The sequence below is a fragment of the Paenibacillus sp. FSL L8-0708 genome, assembly GCF_038009325.1.
GTDB classification, from domain to species: domain Bacteria; phylum Bacillota; class Bacilli; order Paenibacillales; family Paenibacillaceae; genus Paenibacillus_AQ; species Paenibacillus_AQ odorifer.
In genome coordinates this window covers 1483063-1506859 of sequence record NZ_JBBPBC010000001.1, presented here as the reverse complement: position 1 = coordinate 1506859, position 23797 = coordinate 1483063, and the positions used below count along the sequence as shown (strand labels likewise).

Below are 23797 nucleotides of genomic sequence, written 5' to 3'. Positions count from 1 at the left end.
TTCAGACCTCCTTACACATCAAGCAGCGTTTGCCCAGCCTGCCGCTGTAGCTTATTGATCGCGTTGATAACTACACGAGCGACTTCTGTGTCTCCTACTTTAATGATCGTTGTTCTATCACCACTCTGAGCTCTAATTAGCTGCCTCAGCAAATCATTAGTCTCTTGATTACCACCATCAAGCATCCCCTGTAGCTTAGACAATGGGCTGACAACTTCCGGATCCGCGGCAGCTCCCTTATTATCCCCGACCATGGCAAGCGTTGGTCCGTAGGCTAAACCGCCTTTGGCTAAGTGAGGGATTGGTTTTAAATTGATACCAATACTGCCCCCACCAACTTTTTTACCGAATACGTCAATTTCGGGGATATCAACGCTAATGCTATTCAAAGCATCAATTACAACGTTGATCGCATCGATGATTAAATCTAATGGGAATTTAACGATTGCATATAGGCTATCAAATACACCCTTGAATATAGACTTCACGCCTTCCCATGCCTTTCCCCAATTGCCTGTAAATACGCCGGTGACAAAATCTATAACCCCGCCCAGCGCAGTCAGAAGACCTGATATCTGTTCACCTATGGTCTTCATAACTCTCTTCACAATATCGAGCGCAATATTAAATCCCTTAGTAAAGCCTGGGGCCAAGTAGTCAATAATGGCATTGACCAACGGGCTAATAAATTTGTTGTAGATTTCTGTTGCTGCCTCGACTAGCTTAAAGACCAGATCCACGACCTTTTCCACAATGCCCTTGAACGTGTCTTCCCAGAGTTCTTTCATCGTTGCTAAAAACGGTTCAATGATAGGCTTTAAAACATCGTCCCACAGTTTTTGAACCGTCTTTCGGATGTTCTCCATAACGTCAGATAAGTTATCCAATAACGCTTTACCATGCTTATCCCATGCGTCCTTAACGATTTTCAAGGTATCCAGAACTATTTCTTTAATGAGATCGAAGACCGGCTCTAGCACCGTTTCATAAATATCATTAATCATGTCAACTGCCCACTCGAAGGTGTCTGCTACTTCTTTAAATGCCCATACCAATGTATCCGTTAAGATAGGCACCAGTGTATCTAAAATTGCCGCACCGATTGGAATTATAAACTCATTCAGCGCGTAATCCACAAATGGTTTAATCGTACCATCTAGCAAGTTCTGAATGGTATCTCCTATCTGTGGGATGACATCCAGGAATACGTCTCTCAGTTTTTCGAGGTTTGGCTGAAGCGTATCTTCCCATAGTGCTACAATCGCCTCTACAGCTGTCTGTGATACCTTCGCAAACTCTAGGACTGCCCATGCTAGTGTCGTGCTAAACAAAGGTACTAACGTCTCTGTCAGCGCCGCATCCAGAGGGATCATAAAGCCATTAAGCATGAAATCCATGAATGGGTTGATAGCACCAGTCAGTAATCCATCTAACGAACTTGCTATCACTGGCATGGCTATCAAAAAAGCATTTTTTACTAATTCCAGATTCGGCAGCCATACCGTTGTCCAAAGCCGTGAAGCCTCACTTGTCACATTTTTAAAAGTCTTATCAAACTCAGCGAAGGCCCATGTAATTTGCTTGGCAATCACTGGTGCAAACGACTGAGTAAAACCTGTGACCAACTGCGGGATAAAGTTACCCAAGGTGTACTTAGCTATAGGAACCAGTACCTTATCCTTCAAGTCCATAAAGGTCTCGCCTATGCTCTGCACTGACTTGCCAATAGGGTCTAACATATCTACGAACGGTTGAAGCGCTGGACGCATACCTGCCCAACCAGCAGCGATATAAGACCATGCACCAGAGAAACTGGATTTGATCCCGTCTATTAATGTTTGGACTTTCTGCTTGATCGGATCCACGTTGATATCAGGAGTTCCTAGGTCCAAATCGCCAAATCCGCCGCCAAGACCTGCCCCTAACCCTGCACCTGCGCCAGCAGCTCCAGCTGCAGCATCATCCAGAGCACTAGCTGTAGACTTGGCCAGTGTGTTCAGCTGGTCAAATCCTGCTAGGCTTCCTTTAACATCCTTGCCCGCTTTCTTAGCCTTCTTACCAGCTTTGTCAGAGGCTGTGCCCATATCTCCAAGGGCTCCACCAGTATCTGTGGCAGCTCCACCGACGCCTTCTATGGCACTCGTTGCCGCCGTTGTACCACCGCCTATAGCATCACCAAAGATAAGTTCTGTAAATGCTTTGAAATAGGCAGCTGCAATCTGTAACTTACCAATGAGGAAATTCAGACCACGCACAACCGGAGTCAGGATATTAATAAATCCGGCACCCATCGTACCCTGGAATATCTTCCACTGCTCACCCATAATTTTGACTTGGTTAGCCCAGGAGTTAGACGTCCGCGCAAAGTCACCTTGTGCATCTGCAGTAACCTGCATGAGGTAGTTATACCGGAGCATGGTCTGCTCAGCTTGGGTCATAGACATCCAGGCTTTAGTGATACCTTGAGATAAAGCAAAAGCCTCCATGTTAGCAACTGACATGTTAATGCCTAGCGCCTTCAGAGGCTCCGTCTCACCCGTCATACCACTAAATACCTTCTGATAGGCTTCATCGTTTGACAGGTTATAGAAGGATGCTACGTCCGCTGATAATTCTGTCAATGATTTGGACATATCCTTCATGGCTACACCCGTAAGACCGGATGACTTAAGCATCGCCCCCATTGTGGACGCATACTTTTTACCCGCTAACTCCGACAAACCAAAGTCATTAATCAGATTCTGTGACCAATTGTTAATCTCGCCGGACATACTCCGAAAAGTAACGTCCACAACGTTCTGAACTTCTTGTAGGTCAGATGCCAGGTTAATGGCTTCCTTGCCAAAATTGATTAATCCACCTACAGCAAAGGCCCCGGCGATTATCCCGCCGAGACCTTTAAAAGCACTACCTACTAAACCGTTAGCTGTACCTGCTATACCTCCGAGTTGGCGCTGAAAGGCACCGTAATTAAGCTCTAGATCTAAATCTATGCGACCTGCGCTACCGCCTGACATCTATGCGCCACCTCCTCCAAACATTTTGGTCAGCATTGCCTCCATACCCTTAAATTCTTGATTCAGCATATCTGGATCTGCGAGTTTGTCCTCCGCTTTACGATTCCGCCATTCGTTATAAATTCGACGTTGTTCTTTACTGAATCCCCGGCGGACTTTCGGGTCCTTTTCACTACGGATCGTTACGATGCTGCCAAGCGGCGTATCTGGCATCAGTCCTGTCACAAGGGTACAAAACTCTGAAAAGGGCATATTTCCATGTTGACGAATTCTGATACCATACTGCTTGGCCAGACTCGCCTCAATCAGCGCCCAATCTTCCCGAAGGTCATACCAGTTTTCCTGAACAGATTCATCAGAGTTGAAATCGCTTGGTAGCCTCTTCATAGGTCATATCCTGCATAACAGCCATAAGACCGGATACAAGCACCTTCATATTGGCAATGCCTATTTTTTTAACTCCGATTTCCTCAGCAGCCTCTGCCCCCAGTGCTCCCTCAATAGCGGCCAGCAGGGTCTTCACTCTGCCGTTATCCGCGATTTCTTCAAAGAGCATGACAGCTTCTATGGATTTATCAACCTCGTAAACTTTACCTTTGATGTTGATCTGACCTTTTTCCTCGACTGCGAATTTATCTGAAATATTAATAACGTTTGACATGGTTTACTCTCCTCCGCCTGGCGCCGCTGTAAAGGTCGGCTTACCATCTGATAATAGTTCAAATTCCAAAGCATCAATATTGGTAGAATCGCCGCCTGCTGGAGCCGTAAGGTTGATTACACAATCCATAGTCAACTTCGCTCCACTAGGAAGTGTCCACTCGAATTTCGTTTCTACATCTTGACCAGTACCCAGCATCAACCCAGCAATATAATCATTACCTGGGTCTCCGTAATGCCGCTTGCCTGTAAAGCTGATCGTCATGCCCTTACCAGTTACCGCCCGGCGTGTCCAGCCTCCTTGGTCCATTGGAGACCATTCTTCCGTGTTACCGTCAATGGAGATGCTGAAATTCTCCAAATCCTTGATTTCGATCATTTTGGCAGCTGCCGAAGCCCTCCCTTCGGAACCGACTTTAAAAACGTTATTGTGAACCGGGAAAACGCCTGTTGTCGCCAATTCAATCCCCTACCTCTCGTAATAGATCGTGACCTCGATCACGTATTCATAAATGTTGTTCTCGTCTGTCCCCACGCTGACAGGCTCCGAGGTGCGCATTTGGAAGCTAATCACCCGCTTGCCTGCAATCACCGCAGACTGCCCAAATAGCGCAGCGTAGACCTCCATGGCCTTGCGCTCCGCTGTATCTGCATTCTTTGTCCAATGAATCAGGATGGACACGGCCTTGACCGCATAGCTGGTATTAGCTAATCCACCGATAGCCAGCACCGGAGTACCGGAATTTAGGTTATACAAGGTAATGGACTTCTCCGGTTTGCCATCCATCTTCCCGATATACCAGTTTAGGCATTCTACCTGCGTCTTCAACCAATCGCGCACTTCTGCAAGAGTCATCATTTAATAAATCCCCCTGCCAACTTCTTCAGCAATGTCTTAAAGGCTTGAGTCACGCCTCTAGTCTTCTTGCCTTCAGCCCATGCCCGAAGCCACTCGCCTTGTGCGTGCCGGTTCTTATCCTTCCGGAAGCTATACTCAGGATGCCAATAGAGACGGCGAGCGTAAGGCGTATCATAAGTGATAGTCACCTTGCCGCGCTTTGACTTACTCGCATCAATTGTAGCGCTTCGCTCAAGCTCACCTGTCTGCTTAGGAACCACCTCAGAAGTCATGATATCGGATAGGATGCTATCCTTGGCACCTTCAATAACCTGAATCAATGCCTTCTCCGGTGCGGTCCGTAGTCGGTTCATGGCTCGCGGGTCCATTTTCGTCTTAACCTTGACCATTTACATCAACTCCAGTTCCGTGGAGAACACGCTGCCGTCTGGATTCTGTGGTCGAGAAGCGCTGAAGATAGGCCGCTCGATCTCTCCGAACCGCACCAGCCCCTCTATCAGCTTCCCTGGACAAATATCACCCTTGATGATCACTTTGCCTGACAGCGTCACCAGACGTCGCTCCTTATCCAGCTTCTGACGCATCTTCTCATCATGATGACAAAGCCCATCGAAGATCAATTTCTCGATAGGCTCTCCATTCTCGCTAGTGTAGGTCAGATAGACTTTAACAGGCGTTTTGAGTATCCAATGTGGAAATGGAAGCTTGCCACGCATCAACATAACCTCCTACTCGTCAAACCAGTAGCCGCTAAAAGGCTTGTCACGGCTTCTGTGGTCTGTATGCCTCCCGCTCCCTCTACCGCCTTGAATGACAGCGACACGCTGCCAGCAGAGTAGCCAGAGAGTGGGAAGTTAAGATAATCCCCATACTGAAAGGTGAAGTCTGCCTGCTGGCACGTTGCCTTTATAACATTAACCTGTTGAAATGGCGTAAGGCCTGTTAGACCTCGGCCCACAATGCGGTTATAGGAGAGGGCATCCACTTGATCCGATGCCCTCTCCAACGCCTTTTCCAGTTCTTCAGGTGTTATCTGCCCGTCACCGTAGTGTTCATAATCCGCTACCGTTGCATAGGCCATGGGATCACCTACTTATCCGCTTTGGCGGCTTTCTTTGCCTCGGCTAGTTCCGCTTTTAACTTAGCGTTTTCAGCTTCCAATGTTTGAATGGTAGCCAACGCCTGCTCGTGATCTTTATAAGAGATCGTCTTAGCTGGAGAAGTTTCTATTGTCTCTAACTTACCAGCAGCTTCTTCAGCAATGTCGTAGCCTAGCTTCAGATAGTCATCACGCTCTGCCTCATCGATCTTGAGTTGGGTGTTACCCTTAACTGCATACAACATTTTTATTCGCCTCCTTCTGCGTTAATTTGGATACCATCTGCCTTACGATTGATCAAGAACAGATCAGTGTAGCGGCGGTTTTGGTATAGGTATCCGTCGCCCCCTGTGTGGCTTCCTGGCTCCCACAGGTAAATAGCAGTGTGCTTGATTGGCGCCAGAACGCATTGAGGATGAATCATGATCATATTGATCTGCTTCGCTCCCACACCTGGTACAGCACCGTTTGTAAAATCATAGATAGTCTTCATGCGGCTAGATGGCACCTTAATCAGTGTGACATCATCCAATTGCCGTACAGCCCGGTCAATGACGCCGTTATTGTTCTGCACCTGAATGACGCGTTTCATTTCCTCTGCTTGCTTGAGTAACGTGTGGGTAGTAGGTGTCACGTAAAGGATACGACCTTCCTGAGGTACCTCTGCCTCGTCCATATTTTGCATGAGTTTATCAAACACCAACAAAGCATTGGCCACCGTGAGCACCGTTGTATCTGGTATTTTACCTAGCGCAACATAGTCCGCATAGATTTTGCTATAACGGTACTTATCCAGCTCTGGGATTGCCTGCTCCGCCTCAAACACAGTAGTCAGGTTAGCGGCAGAGACGATCTGATTCGTTTCGTCAACATCCATCGCATCCACGTAAAACTCCACGTCCCGGTCAAAGGTCAGTACCTTCAACTCGAAATCGTTGCTGATTCCTTGTCGGTTCCAACCTCCATTACGACTGTGGTTCTTGTATCCGGCCACATCCAAGCGCGGCACCTTAATGGTCTTGGCATTCAAAAAGTTTGCATTCTGAGTGGTTAAACCACTAGAAGTCAATTCCTTCGTATACTTTTGCTGTAACACCGTCTGAAAGCTATCTACATAGTTATAAGGCATTTGTACATCTCTCCTCGTTTAATAAAATATTTACTTGGACTCAGCTACTCCGAATATGTTGGCCAGTTGTTCATTTGATGCGGCACCGGCTCCACCTTGACCGCCACCACCTCCAACTCGGAAACCGCCTGTACCGCCACCGGCTCCTGGCTCATCTGGTTTAAACAGGTAGGCATCAGACGTCTTGAGTCCAGTTAGTTGCTCATCCAAGCCGACCACCTTACCGTCATCGCCGATAACTAGCTTGTCTTTATTAATCAAACCAGTAACGACGGACTCATTGTGGACTTTGCCATTTAGTGCAGCTGTAATGGCGTTCGTTAACGTCATGTCTTTTAAGTCAGCAGCGTACTTTTCTGCGGCTGTCTTGTTCTCACCCTGCAACTTTGCAATCTCGGCTTTCAGACCCTCAGAAGCATTAGCATCTTTACTGAGCGTTTCGAGCTGTGTATCACGGTCTGTGATGTCCTTCTCCAGCTTCTTCTTAGTGTCGGACAGCTCGTTATACTGTGACTTCGGAACAAAATGCTTCGGCAGCTCCTTGTTCACGTCACCAACCAGCCCGTCAATCTTCGATTCATCAAATCCAGCGTCTTTAAGCAACTTTATCAACCAATCCATTAATATCAACCTCCATAGATTTTTATAGCTGCTCTCCAGCTATGGGAGTGGACCGATATGCTCCGGCCCCTGAGCAAATAGGCCACGGCAGTCTCGTCCGTAGCCTAACTTGGTGGTATTCGTATTTTCTCTCGGCTGTAATCGCGCCTCAGCTCAGGATTAGCCTTCATGTGGCTTCGAATTGCTCCTTGCCACTGTTTTACCTTAACTTCCGCACGAGCCTGATTAGCTGGGTCTACGCTGCCTGCTGCGCGGCGCTTGTACTTACGTACTTGGCGTTCCATATAACGCTGCCGCTGCTCCTGTTTATAGCTGGCAAGCGCCTTGGTATCATCTACTGGCTCTGGCATCCGGCTCTGTCCGGGAACGAATGTAGTCATGTTGTGCCGACAGTTGGGGTGAAACAGTCCATTTGCTATGGCGGTACTCAGAAGCGGGTAAGGTCCGTCTGAAGCCTTCCCACCACTGTACACATCATCAATGTACACTTTACCTTGCCACGGCAGGCACAACTCTGAGCAGTTACTGTGAGCTGACACCACAACAAACGGATTACCTGCCGTGCGTCGTTTCGCACCCTCACCCTCAAACACTGCCCGCTGGGAGGATGCACGAAGAGCCATTTCAGCATAAGATGCTATATTAACCCGGCGTCCATTTCGATAAGTAATGTAATCGAAGCCTCTGTCTAAGAAATCCCCTGTGGCCATATCGATTGCTTGAGTAAGGGAACCAGCGCCAGAGTTAAGGTAAACCTGACTTTTAAATATAGTCTGCCGGAATACATCCTCACCTTGACGCAGAATGGCAAAGCGTGCAGCCTTTAATTCACCTTGGGCAGCAGCGGCAAGTGCATTGACGCGTTTTTCGTTCAGTTTGAAGAAGTTTTCATCAGATACGCCTTCAATATCCAACTTACCAGGAATGATCTTATCCAGCAGCTTCTTACCAGCTCGTTTGATTCCAGCAAGAAAACCGCCTTTGACTTCCCGTTCAATGGCAATATTAATCTCAGGTTCTACCTTCCTGACGATCTGTGTAGCCTCTTTCTTGTATTGCTTAAGATCCTGCAGTTTCTTCTCCTGCCATTGATCCCACTCGAAGCCCTCCTTCTTCTCCTCATTCTCATGACGAGTCAAATTGCGCTTCATACTGGCAATCAGGTCCGTTTCCATTTGGCTGAAGATTTTGCGGATGTCGTATTTCTTCTTCATTCGGCATCATCTTCTGGATCTTCGTCCGGATCGCCATCCCTTTTGCTAACTGATGGCTCATCTACATCAAGCAGCCCCTGTTCCTCTTTGAGCCTCTGAACCTCTTCTGCCTTTTCTTCCTTAGTCCATGTGTCTCCGTATAGTTCCTCCACGGATCGCTCCAAACTCATGATCTGATAGGTGCGAGCCTTGCCTACGATTTCCACAACACTACCGAAGTCAGGAGAGGCGTACTCTCCGAAGGTCACGCTGGCCTCATATTCGCCTGCTTTTCGACTTTTCATCGTGTCGTACACCTTCAACACTGTTTCGACCAACTGTGGAATGACTTCATTTAGCCTATCCACGATTTTACCTCGAGTGTACAGAGTGGCCTTCTCCTTCTCGCGCTGAGCCTCGGCATTGTCCGTCTTCTTCAAGTCAATGCCGAGGGTGCTTGGAGATATGATACCTTGCAAGCACATATCCATAGCGCTACTATAGCTGGCTACAAACGCCTCATAGAGTATCTGAGGTTGAACCATGTCAATCTGTCCCTTGGAGTCCTCTGCAAGACCTGTGTTCAGCTTAATAAATTGATTATCAAACGGATTAGACCGCATAAGTTCGCCTGTCTCTGGGTTTGTAGGAACCAAATCCTGCGGAATATATTTCTGCACGCGACCAGCACGAATGGCGTCTACCCACTGGCTAATCACTTCATCAAGTGCATCAAAAGAATCAGCCTTACTGTCAAAAATGCTCTTTCCACGCCCTGGCCATTTGGTGGACTTAAATACCATAAGCGGCACAGCCATGATAAAGTCACCGTCATACTCAATGTCCTTCAAGTCTGCTATTTCAGGGACCAGGGAGAGCGGCACCTGCTTGCCATAGGCATCTATTAGCTGATACCGGATGTATTTGCGGCCAAACGTCTCAATCAGCCGATAATCCCGCTTGTCCACGGTATAATCAGAGTAGAATAAGACCTCCTGCAAACGGCCACGAGTCCGCTTGTACTCTACCTGATCTCCAGAATAAAACTCTATGAGCGGATACTTGCTGACAGCGGGGTCCAGCGTAACCTTAAATGCCCCATCACCAGCAGCCAGTGTCTCTGTGATGGCTCCGGCCAGCAGCTCCGGGAAGTCATTATCTTTGCTGATTTCATTCCATGTGGCTGTCTCAGCTTCTGCCTTAAGTGTGATAGCATCCATATCAGCAACCACAATATCAGACAACCGATCAGCCACCATGGACGGTAGTCCGCTGTGGATCTTACGGATGCCCAGACCAGACGTTGGTACGGCTGCCCAGAAGCGTGACCGACTTACAGCATCTGTCTTGCTTTGACTATAAAACTGATCCAGCTCGGATGGATCTCCGCGATACCATAGCCGATTACGTAGTACATTGGTGCGATAACTAAACGGCTCCGTGATCGTTATAATCTGACTTTCTGGTGCCGGATTGATCCTAAGTATTTTCATAACCATGCTCTTAAACCACCCCACTTTCTACACCTCCAGTCTCTTCTTAAACGGCCATACGGCATATTCGCTACTGTCCAAGCAGTCAACCGGATAGCTACCATCATCAGTCCGCACCCATTCGCCTTCAGTACGCTTTTTCTCATCCCATGTGGCATTCTCTAACGCCTCTTGCCACTGCCGTAGATGTTTCATGACCTTATACCGTCCCTGATTAATCAACATCTCAGTCAGCCGTATACGGTCTACAATTACATCTTTGATAGATGGTCTTACGGTAATGTAGATTTTCCGACGTTGTAGCTCATTATGAAGAGCCTGACGGAACAGCTTATCCGCAGATTCCGCAAAGATATGAGCACACGCAAAAAAAGCAGGGTACGTGTTACCCCACTCCTCAATTTTATCGACTATTTCTTTAGCGTAACGGTCATGCGTATAGCCCGAATCCTTGCCTTGCTTATGATAATAGCCATCTAGCAACACAACTTCCTTGTAATGAGCAGTGTAGCCGCTTAAAGTGGCTGTCGTGGCGTCTGTACCGCCGATATCAATACCTACGGAAAACTGAATCCACTTTGCATCCTTGTACTGCTCCCGGGTCACAATGACATTCTTGACCATGTAGCCAGTGTAGATCCGCCCTGTGGCTGCTGTGCGCATCCCCTTGATATCAGCCTTATACCATAAGCTATCCTTATCATACGTGACTAATATCGCTCTTAATTGCTCGTCCGTAATGGATAAATTATCAAATAGTGTGAAGTGTGCATAATTATAGCCTGAATTGCGGCCTGCTTTCTTCTCAGCATCTTGATAATCCAAGAAATCCCGATAAAACCAATGTGCCGGGGGCTTAGGGTTCAGGTCAAAGAACAACTGCCGCTTGCTGCTGGCTATGGTCCGGTCAATTGCTTCTTGCACAAAGCTCTGATGGCATTCGTTAACCTCTGTGATATACACGGTACCGTAGGAGTTACCCTTGATACGCGCAGCGTCATTCGCCTTACCACCGCCAGCAATAATAACGACCTTCTCACCAGTCTTGGTCTGGATGTACAGCGCGTCACGATTCTTATATTCGCCTTCACGACAGCGTCCCGCGAAAATCCATTGCAATCCAAATCCATTGGAGTCAATAGCGTTCATCTTGGCGGCTGCCAGACTGACACCAGCAACCAGATGCAGCTTATCAGGATGCACTTCAAGGCACATGGCGTAAGCAATTAGGTTAATGATATTCTTACCTGCGCGCTTGCCGCCTTCTGCTACGTTCAGCCAGCTGTTACGGCTATCTGCAATATAATTGCTCTGCTTGGCCGTCAGCGACGCATATGGGATCAGAGCCGCCTCAGTCATCGTTAATCACCCGCTCTGGAACCGGATTCTGAATCAGATGTGCTAAAGCAGTGATCTGATTATTGAAGTCCTTAGGGTTCGTATTCGGTACCTTCGCCTTTAGGACAGCTGTGGCTGCCTTTAGCTGCTCAAAGCGCGCTCGCTGCTCGTCCTTCACTTCATCCGGCGAAGCCTGCCGCAGAGCAGCCTCGTACTCCTTGATGGTCCGTGTAAGAGACGTCCACGCTACAGCCCACGACTTCAATGCAGTAGCGGAGCGGTCCCAAGCGAATTGGAACTCGTATTCCTCCTCAATTACCACTTGCTCCATCTTCGGCTCTTTCTTGGTACCCACATTATGAACCTCAAACTTCCGCTTCTTCAGTTCCTTGATCATTTCATCCTTGCCGGTGACATATTGCACCTTCAAAGAGCGAATAATGTTCGTGAGCTGGATCCGGATGCCTTCCCACAGGATATCTAGCCCAGTAAGCTCAGCTGTCATATCGTAGATTTCCCGCGTTTCCTCATCATCTGGCAGAAACTTGCGGAATAAACCATGTGTCACGGCCTTATCATTGCCCACAGGACCGCCGGGACCACCCTTATTCCCTACAGCATTACGGTTCCCTCTCGGAGCACCAGGGCGCGGCTCTGGCAACTCGTCCCATCGGTCTATACTCTTCCATTTGCGGACCATACCAGCGCTGACACCCAGCTTCTCAGCTATTTCCCCAGGCTTCATTGTCCTCCCGCTATCAAACCACAAGACCAGCGCCTTTTTGCGATCTGGGCTTCTTTCTCTTGCCATTAAATCATCACCCTCACCCCCGACAGAGTTTATACAGCGTTTATGCACGGACATATGTATAAAATCCGGCATTTTGTGCAGATGTACTTTTCTACAGCTACGCAGAAAACCCTGATATAACAGTGTTTTTCCCTCTATACTGCAACATGCATCTATACATCATTTATGTATAAGCGTGAAAAACCGCGCTACTACAAGGTTTTTAGGAAATTTCCGATTTCGATTATTTCCCAAAATTATTGCCTCGTAAAAGTCTTTATTCATCGTTTATGCATTGTATTCAGCGACTCTGCATAAATAATTGAGTTGGTTTTCTTAGAATGATTCTAAATTAGACAGACATCTAATCTCTTTCCATTTTCCAAGTAGCAAAAATCACCGATTTCCAGTTCTTTTTTCTCCTAATAAATGTAACTAGAGAGAAACATAACTCTAATTCTGTTGCACTCATGATTATTAAGGATTATTGATTCTTCAAGCTTTTTCCCATTCCCCTTTTTGAGTGCAACATTAGCCATATTGTGTATAACTCAAGCGCCTAATTGCTTCGTCCATAGAGTCTTGAGTGATGCCGATATACCGCAAAGTAGTTGTTATATCCTCATGCCCAAACATGTCCATTAGTAACGCTAGATTCATGGGATTGTCTTTGTAAAGGTGATATCCCCACGTCTTGCGTAAAGAGTGGACACCGATATCTGTAAGCCCGAAACGAGCTGCTACGCCACTAATCATCTTATAGGCGGTTATCCTATGGATCGGCTGCTTTATGGCACCTGTGGTCTTCTTTCGCTGTCTACTGGGGAACAAATAATCCTCGTCCTCCATTTCATCAATGTACAGCATTAAGTCTCGGTAAATATCCGGATGGATAATGAATTTTTTACGCTTACGTTTCTTCTTTTTGCGGTTCTTGGTCTTCTCGGCCACATAATTAATGTGTACCTGGTCTCGGACTGCGCCAGCTTTAAGCTGCAGAAGGTCAGAGACGCGTAATCCGCTATGAATTCCCATACAGAAGAAGATGTAATTTCTAAAGCTTGTGATCCTCAAATAATCCTTGATCTGAATAATGGTATCCATATCCCTGATCGGCTGGACCTCATTCATACCACCACCTCAATAGTGAGTATTTTAATAGCTATTTATCTTGATCGATAAGGCGCCGCGACCGCCATTTGCTGACGCTGTTCTTTAATCCGGTCACGAACCACGCTAAACTCCTCATCGAAGTCATTTGCTTCTTTAGCTAAGTCAACACCAGCGACCAACTCATACGTTGCTTCAAAAATATCCGGTTTACATGGATAAATCTCACCTTTCACACCGCGAATGATGTAATCCCCTGGTTGAGATTCCATGATGCCTTCTAGCGTTTTAATGTACATAAGTCCATTTGCAAAACTGACCTGTCCCATTTTGATTCGTTCGATAATCCACTGTGGATCTTCCGTTTGATCAGGATCGCCAGTCCATTTAAACGCATCAATAACCACGGGCTTTTTACGATATCTAGACAATTTCATCATCCTCTCAACTTTGTATTTGAACGCAAAAAGAGCCGCTTTTCAGCGACCCTGGGTAAGGCAAATTTTCCTTAAAACTATTTTTTCTCATATTGATGTGCTGGGATTAAGTAAAAGTCCTCTACTTCGGTCACAGCCATCAGAGCACCATTGTCCTCATACTGCAAATAAAGAATATCCCTACCTTGTATGGAAACAACGCCAGAACCTGAAAGAGGTATCACAGGGATCTCCTTCTGTCTTTTTAGCCAACTCAGCTTTTTTTGAAGAAAAGGGTCATTTTTCATGATGTGTATCCGCTCCTCCGATGTAATATGACTTTATTCGACATCTTAGAAGCGTTCCCTGCTGAGTACAACCAATTCGCTTATTTTTTAGAAATTTAACAACTAGATTATGTGATTGCAACTATTTTGCAAATTGAAAGGCATTTTTGCAACCAATATCCCAAATATAGGAACATCGCTTTACAGATTAGAACGTTTTATGCAAATTGCTTTACACGCAAAATGTAAAGTGCGGCACAAATTCGCAATCGCTTGGGAATATAGAAAAGGTATGCCGCTCTAACGCCCGGAGGACATTGTCAGCATACCCTTTATTGATTTGATGTGGGTAAGGGCCTCTCTCCCTTACACGGGGCCAGCTACTGTCTGCATCGTCCGCCTCTTACAGCAGGATCTCTGCAACGCATCCCGACTCGCTCTAGCGTCTGCGTCTCTCTTCCGCCACCACATCGGTTATAGGCTCCTGTAGCCGGGAGCGATACGGCTTCTTACTGGCGGACTCACTCTCCTGTATTAAGAGGGAAAGTTAAACCCATAGGGCGACCGCCTATATGTGAACCTGCTATTTGGCAGGATGTCACCATTCCATAATACCCGCTGTATGGTGCTTACATACTACGGATTTGAGAAACTCAGGTGCATGGTGAACCTGAGTCCGAAACGGTCCTTCATGGTGAAGGTTCGTCCCTCTCGTTAAATTACTACGATATCAATATAACACGGAAAAAAGGTCACGTGGGGTTCATCTTAGGGTCACATTAAGGTCACGTTCGGATCACGAAAGGGTCAAAATTTAGTAACGTCATTATCGAAGAAACAGAGTGTCTTTAGACTGTTGGCCATGGAGATAACTCCTTCCTTAGCCTTCCGCTTAATGGTGCTATCACCGACACCCCTTTTAAAGAACAAGCATGTTTCCTTCATCGTATATCCCTGCAAAAACCGATAATCAATCACCTGCTTTGTTTCATCATCTATGATAAGGCTGTGCGCTCGTAGGAGAGCGTTATGCCGATAAAGGTACTGCTCATACACCCAGCGCTGTTTTTCAGCCAGTAATACGGCATTAGCTGCCTTATCAGCATGCAATTCGTCCTGGTCTATTCTCCGTGCCACCTCGCCGTCAATAGCCACCTGCTGCATATCCTCTGTGTTGTTCTCATAATCATCCATCAGGAGCCGCATCTTACGATAATCTTCCAAAAGGGTTTTGGTTCTCGCAATCTCCGTCTCTGACGCCAACGGGAACAATTCAACCATTTCCCACTCTGCCACTGCCATTCCCCTCATTCCCCTTTATATGGTAATATAGTGAGAGGAATATCCTTTATAGAAGACCCCTGCGCGCCCGGCCAAGGATTGCAGGGGTTTCGTTAATTTACGGCTTGAAATTCTTTACCATTTCTTTGCTACTTCCAAATATAAATACAATTTGGAGAACTTTAGAGATTGTTATGATAAGAAATAATATTTCTCCTGTGCTCGCAAACACCACTGCACTCATAAATGCTATTAACCATGAGTACTTTCTAAGTTGTTTCTTTAGCTTATAATTCACCACCATCAATCCTCCAACTCATTATTACCCTTAAAATATCCAGTTAAATGGAAATTATCCTTTTGGAATAATATTTGGAATAATTCCTGTTCATTACCCCTTGCTACCAGGATTCCGATTGGCAAAAGCTATAAGTACATCGCCTGTTACGCAAAGAAATACTAATATCAAAAATCCAGTTACATATGGATGCTCCAAAGCAAATTGTGTCATACTTCTTCACCATCTTCCCACTCAGCTGCAATTGCGACAACCGTCATTACTACAATCATTACAATAGATTCGATCATAGATTAATACCACAGCGTACCCGTCGATCCCGCCGGATGTTCCCTACCGCTGCTGCTGTTCTCTCCCTTGCACGATGTTCAAATATACTTCCCAAATCCGTTCTTACCTTTGGGCGGTAGACGCGCATGGTTTGCGTCTTTGTTAAGTCACTAATGGCAAGAATCACTTTGTCCAGTTCTCCTGCCATGCCTTTCTGGCGCTTGAGATATTCAGCTAAAGGCTGTAGTAGTTCCTTGTCTTCTTTAGCTTTACGACGCTTCCAACGGCTGACTCCAAGCTGTTCACTTAAGTTAAGTCGCTGTCTTGGCGTAAGTTTCAAAAGCTCAAGCGCATGAACAATGTCCGTACATTCTTCACTATGATAAATCTCATCTTTTACACTTTGCTCATAAGTAGTTTTAACCGCCTCTACTATCCCTCGAAGGTCTTTTGCAGCTTTCAGCGCATTGATTCCCATCAGGCAGTACCTGCAGCACGGCCTGCCGCTTCAAGCTGGATAAAATGCACCTGTGCCGTTTCATCGAATTGAAGGGCGTAGCGCTGCCGTGAGGCCTTCTTGCTGTCCAGCCACTTTCCTATACGCTTATTGTTGGTGGCCACAGCTCCAGTTTTACCAGTAGTCTTATTTAACTTGATACCCAGCTCAGCCTTGCGAAGCACCAACCGCTTCAGTTCGGAGTTGTATCCTACTTGGATATAATCGCCTACGGTAAGTTTCATCATCTCCGCCCCTGGACGGTTGATATTCATCCCTAACGAGTTCAGGCTAACGCTAGGAAGGTCGAAAGATATTTCTGCTGTAAACCATTCAATTTTGTCCAGAACGGACCGTACGTTGTATTTCTTCGCCTCATCAGCATTAAGCTTTCTTGTGCTCGCTTCACTTTTCATCATAAATTCCTCACTTTCTGGATTGGTCATATATTTTTTAAGCCTAGGTTTGATACGTTCCAATATTCGACTTACTTGGACTTGCGACTTGCCGATAATTTCACCGATTTCACTCTGTGATTTCCCCTCACTTCGAAGTAGAAGAACCTTTTGTTCTCTTGGCTTTAGGAACGACATAAATTCTTGAATCGAAATACCGGACAAATCATCAGTATCGCCCATCTGATCAAAACCAGTGATTTCAGACTCTCCATCTGAGTTCAAAGGTTGATCCAAATAGATAACATTAGCGCTACTCATGTAATCCAGTGTTCTAACTGCCAATTCAAGCGAAATCTCCAGTGTCTCAGCAATTACTTCAGGTGAACAGTCATACAACCCCTTCCACCTAATCTTCGAAGCAGTCTCTAACAGTGGTCTAGGTGTTCTAACTAGGGTTAATCTTTCCCGTAGGAAGCGTAGGATCTCGCCCTGAATCGTAGGAACTGCAAAGGTAGAAAACTTTGTTACTTTCCCATCGAACGCCGTTGGGTCATATTTGTGGAACGCCTTGATCATTCCTATAACGCCCTCACTCACCAAATCCTCATAGCTGATCGTGGGAGTGCACCGTTTTCTATACCTATTGGCTATGGAGTGAACTAGTCTCATATGCTCCTGGATCACATCGTCCTTATACCCTAAATGTGGGTTATAATCTATCGGCTTGCTCATGGGCCGGCTCCTGTAGGTATGCCATCGGCCAGCGTTTCCGAGATTCGTAGTATTCCAGCACACCAGCCAGCACGGTTGGATTGTCGGCTTGCGGGACCAGAGCGCGAATGAATTCAAACAGCTTTGGAAACTCTGCTCTGTTGAAATCAACCCGATCTAGCTCGGCCAGCTCATAGACCGCCTTACACAATGCATACACACCCCATTCATTTCCAGGGTCCCTACGCATCAACCAGCGCCGTTCCTGAATTATGGACAGGCAGTGAAGGCGCCGCTGATCATTGTTCATATGGATATATTGTTCCCACTCTGCAGCAGCTTCGGTCATGCTGCGGAGTCTTGTGGTTTCGTTATCCGCTTGTTTACGGGGATTTTTAGCAGGAACCGGTTGCAGCATAACTCCCTGGCTTACGGGATGGAATAATTTCATCATGGCTATTGTCCTCCTACTCCTCTTTTCCAAGAGGATTTAATTGAATGTTGATTTCGAAAATCGCCCAAGCTATTTGCCACTCAGCTAACTCCGGAAGTTTTCGGGCTATTTCTTCCTTTTTCATAATGCGGCCGTATTTGTGATAACAATCTCTCATTAGGTTGTAAGCATCGAATATGCTTGGCCTGAACAGTTCAGGATCACGGCTGATTGGCTTGTACCGGATAGATTCGACTAGACCATCATATTTGACATTCGCCTTTTCCCAGCGTGGGTCATTAGGCCCGATAGATTCGAGAAACTCGGCTCCTTTAATTACTTGTGCCTGACGCTTCTCTGTCAAAACATCAGCCAAGTGGCTCATACGTTCCTGTACATTCCCGGCCATATGCAGCTCCCTATACTCAGCCTCTGTCAAATCGCCTTTTTGCCAAGCAGTAAGTGCCAAGCGGGTAAACGTCTCTTCCCAGTCCATTACATCACCTACTTATAGACGTCTATTTTTTGAGTTGCTTTATCAAATTTAAGATTCACCTTGCCGATCTGCCCATTCCGGTGTTTGGCGATATCAAGCTCAATCATGCCTTTGTAGTTAGTGTCCGGATTGTAGTACTCATCCCGGTAGGCCAGCATGATAATGTCTGCTGAGGTTTCTATCCCAGTGCTTCCGGCAAGATCGCTCACCTTGGGACGTTTGTCCTCTCGGGAAGCTGTACCTCGAACAACTTGACTAAGGCCCATCACATGCACATCGTTGTCCAGCGAAGCCTTCCGTAGCTTCCGGCATATCCGCCCAATGGCGCTGCCGCTGTTGTCGTTGGTCTCTCCCTGCTCTCCAACATCCTGGATGTAATCGACAACGACGAAATCAAGCCCCTGCCGCCGCTTCAAGTATTTAATTTTGTCGCATATCTGATCCGCTGTAAGGCCGCGCGTGTCGTCAATGTAGAGGCTCTTGAGTTGATCCTTGAATCTCGCCATGTTTTGATACTGCTCGGGGTACAGACGTCCCATTCGAAGGTCCTCAGCTCCTACGTACATGAGATTCGCCATTGTCCGGTTATAAAGGTCCCTCTTGGACATTTCCAGACTGAACATGGCGCATTTGATTCCCGCTGCATTCATCCGTAACAAGATTTCAAGTACAATGGCCGTCTTGCCCATGCTGGTATATCCGCCAAGGACGCTGAAATGCTGCCGATGAAATCCTGTGAGCAACTTATCCAGCGGACCCAGACCTGACAACATCCCGTAGGCTTTGCTCGGGTCTGCGGCAATCTCCAAAACGTTTTTATACCAGGCTTCCACATCGGTGTCTGAATTGGATATCAACCCACTGTCAGAAGACTGCAGCTCATTAACCTTCTGCTGAACCGTCCGCAGCATATCGTCCGAATCCATTACACCCAGCCGGGAAATCAATTCCGTGCCGATCTGGTGCAAATCCCGCTTGTTCCGTTCCCGCTTCATTTCCTGAATCAGTGACGGCAGCCGATTTTCGTTGAAAAAGGTCTCTTTCAGCATCCTGACCAAGTCCAGCCGCTCTGCTGGGCATTCAGGGGAACGAACCACGCCTTGATAGGTCAGGCCCTCCCGATCCTCCACATTCCGCATGACCCAATACAGCCATTCATAATCCAAAAATAAGTCCGGTTTTAAAAGGGGAAGACTCTCCCGGAACAAATCCGGCTCGTTCAGGAATATTCCTAACGCTTCTTCATGCGCCTCCAGTGTTCTTGCCCATTCGTTTTGCATATGCTTCCTCCAGGTAAGGGTCTGACGGTTGTTCCTGTGCAATTACCGGTGCCCCGCTTCTTTTTTGTTTTCTCTGAGACTGAATCAAGTAGCTTTCAAAGTTGGAAGGCCGGAACAAGGTACTGGGTCTGAGATATTGCTCATGTTTTGGATCACCAAGCCATTCAGCCGTTTTGCAGTCAATCACTCGTTTAAAGTCTTCAAGACTGCGTCCTTCGCCCAACCTTCCGTTAATCAGTTTTATCGTTTCTCTTGTTGAAGAGCTGAATTTCCCATTCGCTTTTTCGTTGAGATAGTTCACGATCTCGACAATGGTTTTATCTTTTATTTCTTTTCCTTTACTTTCCTTTAAGGCATCACTTTGGCATTCATCTTCTATGCGTTCGCATTCTTCCTGCATATGCGTCTTTGAAGAATCCTTATCTGGCACAGGTTTGTTGGCCCATCTAGCCTCGGCAGCTTTCTTTGCCCCTTCTGATCTTTTGTCCCTCTTTTCCATGCGTCGTAGGAGAGATTCACTCCAAAACAGCCCATCTGCTGCTACGAACAGTCCAAACTCGTTAATACAATCGTTAATAAAATCATGCGCTTCTTCTGTTTCACATTGCATTTGGGATGCGAATGCATGATATGCGTATTTACTTTGCATATCTAATTTGTAGCTATCGCATTCCCGCATCATTTCAACGAGTATCCAAAACCAGGCATACCCCTTCGGCCCATACACACCACGCATGGCTGTAATTTTGGGGTCGTGTCTGGCGTTGCTATCATGGGAAAAGTAATATGCCTCTTTCATCTATGCTCACCCTATTCAGTGCTATTGTTTAATGTCTTGTAGTCCCCAAAGACAACCTGCAGGAACTCCCTCACAGGTTTCCGTCCTTCCAATACCCGCCAAAGCACCTGCTCCATCAGCTCAAGAACAGCTTTTTTTCCTATTACTGGTTCCAACTCTATAAGAGCGTCCATGATGCAAGGATAATAATCTGAAAAATAGCGGTAATTAATATTCAGGTGTTTATACTTGTCCTTGAAATGGGCGTTAGGCAGCTTAGGACCTGCCCCCAGTTCTTGCAACACCTGGAGGATGTTCATTGTAGTTTTAGGCATAGCGCACCTCCCGGTCCCAATTTTCAAAGTCATTCATCGTTATATCCGTATGCCATTCCGCATAGGCACCACTGGAACACTGAGCAGCTACCCAGGGGCCATTTTGATCATTACCATACGTGACATGCAGATTATGATTAGGCAGGCTGTACAGATCCCTGACAGCGAAATGGAGCGCGATTAAATAAATCTCCATTATCCAAGAAGGCAAGGTTTCGCCACTCTCTAAAATGGTATCCATGGCTGTCTGTGCATGTTGAAGTTCTCTACTCACGCCAACCTTTTGAACACTGGATTTGACATCGCGAAGTATAACAGGAACAAGCTCATAGACCGTTGGTAGAATGGTTTCCGGTTCGGTAGATTCCTTCATCCCCGCACCTCTCGATCCCGGCCAAAATAAACATTCTGCTGTGGATTCACATAGAACTCAGCTGATGCTCCTGGCTGGCTTGTCACGATTGTCCAAATATACGGAGAAAGTTCACCTGCTTCGCTTCGAATCAACTCGTAGCCCACTTCTAGCGTCTCTCCGTAACGCACGTACTCTTCCCAAATTACTGCTCGTGCTACAGGTAACAAGAGATTCCAGACACGTTCCCGATTTTCTAGGTCACGGCGGTTCACTTCTTCTTGGAGAGACGCTAGGAGTGCACTCACACCACCAAGGCGGAGCACATCACGAAAGGTAGATTTAAGCCAATTGACAGATGTAATAGGCTGGTTGTGAGGAAAAGAAACGACTTTCCCCGTAAGTGGGGAAAGAGTATGATTTGCGATTGTCATAAAATACACGCTCCTAATTTATGGGAGCTACTTGACGCGAAGAAACGTATGACTGTATAATTGCGCCAAGAAGCTCCAAATGATCGATTTTTAAAAGGTCGTCTCAACGCGTACTCGCCAAAGTATCCGCGTTGAGGCGATTTTTCCTATTCAACATGCCTTCCTGTACAAATGAAGTCTGAAGGGATTTTTCAAACTCAATAAAATCAATAATGATGTCCTTCAGATCTTCTACAACAGCCTCTACAGATTCAGAATCGTTACTCAAATCATTAGTTGCACCCATAATCCTTGATTTCAGATCCGCCACATACGATAAATCATGGAGACTAAGGTTCCTCATCGACGTTGCTCCCTCCGAATAATATTTTTGACTAATACTGCGTGCTGTGCCGGTTGGTGGAACCAGATACGCGCCAGGTGTTCAAGGGTCATGTTCTGGACACTCTCCTTCCAGTAACTATTTTCAAATGCTTAGGCCGCGGCTTCTGTAAAGGAAATGAACGTCCGTTACTGTCCACCATGTATTCCTTGCCATTTGATGCAGTATGCTGTCTATACATTGGAATCCCGTTCTCTGCAGCCCATTCCTCCGCAATGCTTGGATGCCCCTGTACCCTCCGCATATCGCTCATAATGCTAATGAAATGAGTCAAAAAGAATCGGAGTTCCCAATTTTCATAATCCCAAATTAAGTCAAAAGGGTCGCCAATCAATTCATCCCAGCCATGATTTTCAATCATCTTGATTGTAGAAAAGAAGTCTTTCCACCCTGCACGTTCGCCGTCATAGCTTTTAATAATCGGAAAAATCACAGTTATTCTACGGGGCGTCAATAGCGTCATGAGAGACATAACCACTTCGTAAAATTGAAAATGCGACTCTAATCCTTCAACGTCCGTGTACTTTCTCCCATCCTTCATCATTTCATTTGCCATACGTACACCGTAGAATACCGCTCGGTCCACTACCATGTGAGCCTCTTTATCTACAGAAGCTTGCTTAATGGCTGCTGTGAACGACCTATGATAAATCTCTAATCTGTCCATATGCTCATCCCTTCAACTTAACGTTGTACTTTATCGCCATATCCTTCACGACTGTGATGTAATCGTTAATCAGCCGTCTGTCAGCGGCTATTACGTCCAATTTGCTGAGATTCTCTACCTTAGAAGGAGTTACTCCTTCACGCAACATACGGCCTTGCATGTTCTGTTTCCGGACTTCCAAACGAGGCCCAAAGCGGCTTGTCAGTAGGTCATAGCTTTCATTCCTAACCCCTTGGTATGCCTCGCCACCACCGCGACCCTGAGCAATCTTGTTCAAAATAGACGTTGTCTCCTTACGCCAATCCTCACCCGGATTGAGCGCCATTACTTCTATGGTGTCTTCCCATTTCTCTTCCATGTCGTTAAGACGGCGGTCACGCTCGGCGTCTGCTCGTTTGCGTTCAGCTTCCACTCGTTCATGCTCCACATTCTTTTGAGCTAAATAAGCTATAAGTTCACTTTGACTCAACTGCTTCGGCTGCGAATCCTCTGTATCCAGCAAATAATCTCGAACGGCCCTAGCAACTAAACTATCTCGAAGTAGCATGCCAATCCTAAGAAGGGCACGACGGGAAATGACGGTAAAAGAAGATGAGTTTTTACCAATTACACCCAATTCCTTAAAGAAGATCAGTTCATTCCCAGACACAACCTTTAATCCGTCGTTCTCAAGTTCCTCACGATTATCAAAAATCAAACTATTGATTGTCTGTTTTGGGACCTCGTAATATTCCCCTGCCATTTCCATAGACACATTCTCGTTATCTGGCAGTAGGGATAGCCCTTTTACCTTGTTAAGTACATCCACTCGGCTAGTGTATGAATTGCGGAGACTAACGCTTTCGATTAGTACGTCACTGTTCATTTACATTGCTCCTTTCTGTTTATCTTGCTGCTCTCCGATCCAGCCCAGCGCCTCAGCTTCCATGATGTGTCCAGCTTTGATCATCATGCCGATGAAGGAGCAATTCAGCGTGGCAGCAAGTTTACGGAGCGTATCTGGCTTTGCTTCGCTCCCATTCTCGATGCGGGAAACAGTTGGTCCAGATACACCTGGGAAATCATTCACCGTTAGCCCCTTCGCCTTTCGGAGCTGCCGCAGATACTCACCAAATGTCAGTGTCACGACTTACCTCCCTTCAGGTATAAAACCCTATGATGTGGTTATGATGGC

The 23797-nt window shown here is 46.4% G+C and carries 32 protein-coding genes; all 32 read right to left on the bottom strand.

Annotated features, from left to right (window positions below; genetic code table 11):
- Positions 1-11: 11 nt before the first annotated feature.
- The 32 genes from NYE58_RS06980 to NYE58_RS06825 all read right to left on the bottom strand — a co-directional run bounded on the left by NYE58_RS06980 (position 12) and on the right by NYE58_RS06825 (position 23749).
- Positions 12-3017 carry a hypothetical protein gene (locus NYE58_RS06980; protein ID WP_341001470.1) on the bottom strand — a complete coding sequence of 1002 codons (3006 nt, stop codon included), beginning with the start codon at positions 3015-3017 and terminating at the stop codon, positions 12-14.
- Positions 3018-3404 (bottom strand): Gp15 family bacteriophage protein, encoded by a 387-nt coding sequence (locus NYE58_RS06975; RefSeq protein WP_341001469.1) that lies wholly within the window; start codon positions 3402-3404, stop codon positions 3018-3020.
- The gene (locus NYE58_RS06970) at positions 3373-3678 is read right to left on the bottom strand and encodes a hypothetical protein (RefSeq protein WP_340888937.1); all 306 of its coding nucleotides are present in this window, start codon (positions 3676-3678) and stop codon (positions 3373-3375) included. The genes NYE58_RS06975 and NYE58_RS06970 overlap by 32 nt, the downstream gene beginning before the upstream one ends.
- A gap of 3 nt (positions 3679-3681) precedes the next feature.
- Entirely contained in the window at positions 3682-4137 is a 456-nt protein-coding gene (locus NYE58_RS06965) for a phage tail tube protein (protein ID WP_341001467.1), read from the bottom strand.
- Positions 4138-4146: 9 nt separating this feature from the next.
- On the bottom strand, positions 4147-4536 hold the full coding sequence (locus tag NYE58_RS06960) for a minor capsid protein (RefSeq protein WP_341001465.1): 390 nt from the start codon (positions 4534-4536) through the stop codon (positions 4147-4149).
- A complete protein-coding gene (locus NYE58_RS06955; protein ID WP_341001463.1) occupies positions 4533-4925 on the bottom strand; it encodes a hypothetical protein in 393 nt (130 codons plus the stop codon). The genes NYE58_RS06960 and NYE58_RS06955 overlap by 4 nt, the downstream gene beginning before the upstream one ends.
- Positions 4926-5252: a hypothetical protein gene (locus NYE58_RS06950; RefSeq protein WP_341001462.1), complete on the bottom strand. Its 327-nt coding sequence runs from the start codon at positions 5250-5252 to the stop codon at positions 4926-4928. It lies immediately after the preceding gene.
- Complete coding sequence (locus NYE58_RS06945) at positions 5252-5617, bottom strand: hypothetical protein (RefSeq protein ID WP_341001461.1); 366 nt, start codon at positions 5615-5617, stop codon at positions 5252-5254. The genes NYE58_RS06950 and NYE58_RS06945 overlap by 1 nt, the downstream gene beginning before the upstream one ends.
- An 8-nt stretch (positions 5618-5625) precedes the next feature.
- A complete protein-coding gene (locus NYE58_RS06940; protein WP_280753507.1) occupies positions 5626-5880 on the bottom strand; it encodes a hypothetical protein in 255 nt (84 codons plus the stop codon).
- Between the two features lie 2 nt (positions 5881-5882).
- On the bottom strand, positions 5883-6764 hold the full coding sequence (locus tag NYE58_RS06935) for a capsid protein (RefSeq protein WP_341001460.1): 882 nt from the start codon (positions 6762-6764) through the stop codon (positions 5883-5885).
- 30 nt (positions 6765-6794) lie between these two features.
- Positions 6795-7385, bottom strand: a complete 591-nt coding sequence (locus NYE58_RS06930) for a phage scaffolding protein (protein WP_341001459.1) — start codon at positions 7383-7385, stop codon at positions 6795-6797.
- Positions 7386-7489: 104 nt separating this feature from the next.
- A complete protein-coding gene (locus NYE58_RS06925; protein ID WP_341001457.1) occupies positions 7490-8599 on the bottom strand; it encodes a phage minor capsid protein in 1110 nt (369 codons plus the stop codon).
- A complete protein-coding gene (locus NYE58_RS06920) occupies positions 8596-10095 on the bottom strand; it encodes a capsid protein (protein WP_341001455.1) in 1500 nt (499 codons plus the stop codon). Before NYE58_RS06920 ends, NYE58_RS06925 begins: the two co-directional genes overlap by 4 nt.
- Positions 10096-10098: 3 nt before the next feature.
- Positions 10099-11430, bottom strand: coding sequence for a PBSX family phage terminase large subunit (locus NYE58_RS06915; RefSeq protein ID WP_341001454.1), 1332 nt, complete (start codon positions 11428-11430; stop codon positions 10099-10101).
- A complete protein-coding gene (terS, locus tag NYE58_RS06910; protein WP_341001453.1) occupies positions 11423-12220 on the bottom strand; it encodes a phage terminase small subunit in 798 nt (265 codons plus the stop codon). The genes NYE58_RS06915 and terS overlap by 8 nt, the downstream gene beginning before the upstream one ends.
- A gap of 510 nt (positions 12221-12730) precedes the next feature.
- Positions 12731-13330, bottom strand: a complete 600-nt coding sequence (locus NYE58_RS06905) for a tyrosine-type recombinase/integrase (RefSeq protein WP_341001452.1) — start codon at positions 13328-13330, stop codon at positions 12731-12733.
- Positions 13331-13365: 35 nt separating this feature from the next.
- Complete coding sequence (locus NYE58_RS06900; RefSeq protein WP_341001450.1) at positions 13366-13740, bottom strand: hypothetical protein; 375 nt, start codon at positions 13738-13740, stop codon at positions 13366-13368.
- Between the two features lie 83 nt (positions 13741-13823).
- Positions 13824-14033: a hypothetical protein gene (locus tag NYE58_RS06895; protein WP_076274351.1), complete on the bottom strand. Its 210-nt coding sequence runs from the start codon at positions 14031-14033 to the stop codon at positions 13824-13826.
- 786 nt (positions 14034-14819) lie between these two features.
- Positions 14820-15314, bottom strand: coding sequence for a hypothetical protein (locus tag NYE58_RS06890; RefSeq protein ID WP_341001448.1), 495 nt, complete (start codon positions 15312-15314; stop codon positions 14820-14822).
- A gap of 563 nt (positions 15315-15877) precedes the next feature.
- Positions 15878-16339, bottom strand: a complete 462-nt coding sequence (locus NYE58_RS06885) for a hypothetical protein (protein WP_341001446.1) — start codon at positions 16337-16339, stop codon at positions 15878-15880.
- Entirely contained in the window at positions 16339-17487 is a 1149-nt protein-coding gene (locus NYE58_RS06880) for a sigma-70 family RNA polymerase sigma factor (protein ID WP_341001445.1), read from the bottom strand. The genes NYE58_RS06885 and NYE58_RS06880 overlap by 1 nt, the downstream gene beginning before the upstream one ends.
- Positions 17465-17920: a hypothetical protein gene (locus NYE58_RS06875; RefSeq protein ID WP_341001443.1), complete on the bottom strand. Its 456-nt coding sequence runs from the start codon at positions 17918-17920 to the stop codon at positions 17465-17467. Before NYE58_RS06875 ends, NYE58_RS06880 begins: the two co-directional genes overlap by 23 nt.
- 13 nt (positions 17921-17933) lie before the next feature.
- Positions 17934-18395 (bottom strand): hypothetical protein, encoded by a 462-nt coding sequence (locus NYE58_RS06870; RefSeq protein ID WP_341001441.1) that lies wholly within the window; start codon positions 18393-18395, stop codon positions 17934-17936.
- An 8-nt stretch (positions 18396-18403) separates the two neighbouring features.
- A complete protein-coding gene (locus NYE58_RS06865; protein ID WP_341001440.1) occupies positions 18404-19675 on the bottom strand; it encodes a replicative DNA helicase in 1272 nt (423 codons plus the stop codon).
- Positions 19638-20474, bottom strand: coding sequence for a conserved phage C-terminal domain-containing protein (locus tag NYE58_RS06860; RefSeq protein WP_341001439.1), 837 nt, complete (start codon positions 20472-20474; stop codon positions 19638-19640). Before NYE58_RS06860 ends, NYE58_RS06865 begins: the two co-directional genes overlap by 38 nt.
- A gap of 11 nt (positions 20475-20485) precedes the next feature.
- Positions 20486-20788 (bottom strand): hypothetical protein, encoded by a 303-nt coding sequence (locus NYE58_RS06855; protein WP_341001438.1) that lies wholly within the window; start codon positions 20786-20788, stop codon positions 20486-20488.
- Positions 20781-21161, bottom strand: coding sequence for a hypothetical protein (locus NYE58_RS06850; protein ID WP_341001436.1), 381 nt, complete (start codon positions 21159-21161; stop codon positions 20781-20783). Before NYE58_RS06850 ends, NYE58_RS06855 begins: the two co-directional genes overlap by 8 nt.
- Positions 21158-21574, bottom strand: coding sequence for a hypothetical protein (locus NYE58_RS06845; protein WP_341001435.1), 417 nt, complete (start codon positions 21572-21574; stop codon positions 21158-21160). Before NYE58_RS06845 ends, NYE58_RS06850 begins: the two co-directional genes overlap by 4 nt.
- Positions 21575-21677: 103 nt before the next feature.
- Entirely contained in the window at positions 21678-21917 is a 240-nt protein-coding gene (locus NYE58_RS06840) for a hypothetical protein (protein WP_341001434.1), read from the bottom strand.
- An 88-nt stretch (positions 21918-22005) separates the two neighbouring features.
- Positions 22006-22623 (bottom strand): hypothetical protein, encoded by a 618-nt coding sequence (locus NYE58_RS06835; RefSeq protein ID WP_341001432.1) that lies wholly within the window; start codon positions 22621-22623, stop codon positions 22006-22008.
- A gap of 4 nt (positions 22624-22627) precedes the next feature.
- Positions 22628-23488, bottom strand: a complete 861-nt coding sequence (locus NYE58_RS06830) for a hypothetical protein (protein WP_341001430.1) — start codon at positions 23486-23488, stop codon at positions 22628-22630.
- Positions 23489-23749, bottom strand: a complete 261-nt coding sequence (locus NYE58_RS06825; protein ID WP_341001428.1) for a helix-turn-helix domain-containing protein — start codon at positions 23747-23749, stop codon at positions 23489-23491. It abuts the gene before it with no gap.
- Positions 23750-23797: the final 48 nt, after the last annotated feature.

Coding starts and splice junctions, on each gene's coding strand:
- NYE58_RS06830 (WP_341001430.1), bottom strand. CDS start 23,488: ATGAACAGTGACGTACTAATCGAAAGCGTTAGTCTCCGCAATTCATAC.
- NYE58_RS06925 (WP_341001457.1), bottom strand. CDS start 8,599: ATGAAGAAGAAATACGACATCCGCAAAATCTTCAGCCAAATGGAAACG.
- NYE58_RS06970 (WP_340888937.1), bottom strand. CDS start 3,678: ATGTCAAACGTTATTAATATTTCAGATAAATTCGCAGTCGAGGAAAAA.
- NYE58_RS06935 (WP_341001460.1), bottom strand. CDS start 6,764: ATGCCTTATAACTATGTAGATAGCTTTCAGACGGTGTTACAGCAAAAG.
- NYE58_RS06930 (WP_341001459.1), bottom strand. CDS start 7,385: ATGGATTGGTTGATAAAGTTGCTTAAAGACGCTGGATTTGATGAATCG.
- NYE58_RS06915 (WP_341001454.1), bottom strand. CDS start 11,430: ATGACTGAGGCGGCTCTGATCCCATATGCGTCGCTGACGGCCAAGCAG.
- NYE58_RS06960 (WP_341001465.1), bottom strand. CDS start 4,536: ATGATGACTCTTGCAGAAGTGCGCGATTGGTTGAAGACGCAGGTAGAA.
- NYE58_RS06835 (WP_341001432.1), bottom strand. CDS start 22,623: ATGGACAGATTAGAGATTTATCATAGGTCGTTCACAGCAGCCATTAAG.
- NYE58_RS06885 (WP_341001446.1), bottom strand. CDS start 16,339: ATGGGAATCAATGCGCTGAAAGCTGCAAAAGACCTTCGAGGGATAGTA.
- NYE58_RS06975 (WP_341001469.1), bottom strand. CDS start 3,404: ATGAAGAGGCTACCAAGCGATTTCAACTCTGATGAATCTGTTCAGGAA.
- NYE58_RS06850 (WP_341001436.1), bottom strand. CDS start 21,161: ATGAAGGAATCTACCGAACCGGAAACCATTCTACCAACGGTCTATGAG.
- NYE58_RS06880 (WP_341001445.1), bottom strand. CDS start 17,487: ATGAGCAAGCCGATAGATTATAACCCACATTTAGGGTATAAGGACGAT.
- NYE58_RS06875 (WP_341001443.1), bottom strand. CDS start 17,920: ATGATGAAATTATTCCATCCCGTAAGCCAGGGAGTTATGCTGCAACCG.
- NYE58_RS06865 (WP_341001440.1), bottom strand. CDS start 19,675: ATGCAAAACGAATGGGCAAGAACACTGGAGGCGCATGAAGAAGCGTTA.
- terS (WP_341001453.1), bottom strand. CDS start 12,220: ATGGCAAGAGAAAGAAGCCCAGATCGCAAAAAGGCGCTGGTCTTGTGG.
- NYE58_RS06980 (WP_341001470.1), bottom strand. CDS start 3,017: ATGTCAGGCGGTAGCGCAGGTCGCATAGATTTAGATCTAGAGCTTAAT.
- NYE58_RS06845 (WP_341001435.1), bottom strand. CDS start 21,574: ATGACAATCGCAAATCATACTCTTTCCCCACTTACGGGGAAAGTCGTT.
- NYE58_RS06895 (WP_076274351.1), bottom strand. CDS start 14,033: ATGAAAAATGACCCTTTTCTTCAAAAAAAGCTGAGTTGGCTAAAAAGA.
- NYE58_RS06855 (WP_341001438.1), bottom strand. CDS start 20,788: ATGCCTAAAACTACAATGAACATCCTCCAGGTGTTGCAAGAACTGGGG.
- NYE58_RS06905 (WP_341001452.1), bottom strand. CDS start 13,330: ATGAATGAGGTCCAGCCGATCAGGGATATGGATACCATTATTCAGATC.
- NYE58_RS06950 (WP_341001462.1), bottom strand. CDS start 5,252: ATGCGTGGCAAGCTTCCATTTCCACATTGGATACTCAAAACGCCTGTT.
- NYE58_RS06945 (WP_341001461.1), bottom strand. CDS start 5,617: ATGGCCTATGCAACGGTAGCGGATTATGAACACTACGGTGACGGGCAG.
- NYE58_RS06860 (WP_341001439.1), bottom strand. CDS start 20,474: ATGAAAGAGGCATATTACTTTTCCCATGATAGCAACGCCAGACACGAC.
- NYE58_RS06955 (WP_341001463.1), bottom strand. CDS start 4,925: ATGGTCAAGGTTAAGACGAAAATGGACCCGCGAGCCATGAACCGACTA.
- NYE58_RS06890 (WP_341001448.1), bottom strand. CDS start 15,314: ATGGCAGTGGCAGAGTGGGAAATGGTTGAATTGTTCCCGTTGGCGTCA.
- NYE58_RS06870 (WP_341001441.1), bottom strand. CDS start 18,395: ATGGACTGGGAAGAGACGTTTACCCGCTTGGCACTTACTGCTTGGCAA.
- NYE58_RS06940 (WP_280753507.1), bottom strand. CDS start 5,880: ATGTTGTATGCAGTTAAGGGTAACACCCAACTCAAGATCGATGAGGCA.
- NYE58_RS06840 (WP_341001434.1), bottom strand. CDS start 21,917: ATGAGGAACCTTAGTCTCCATGATTTATCGTATGTGGCGGATCTGAAA.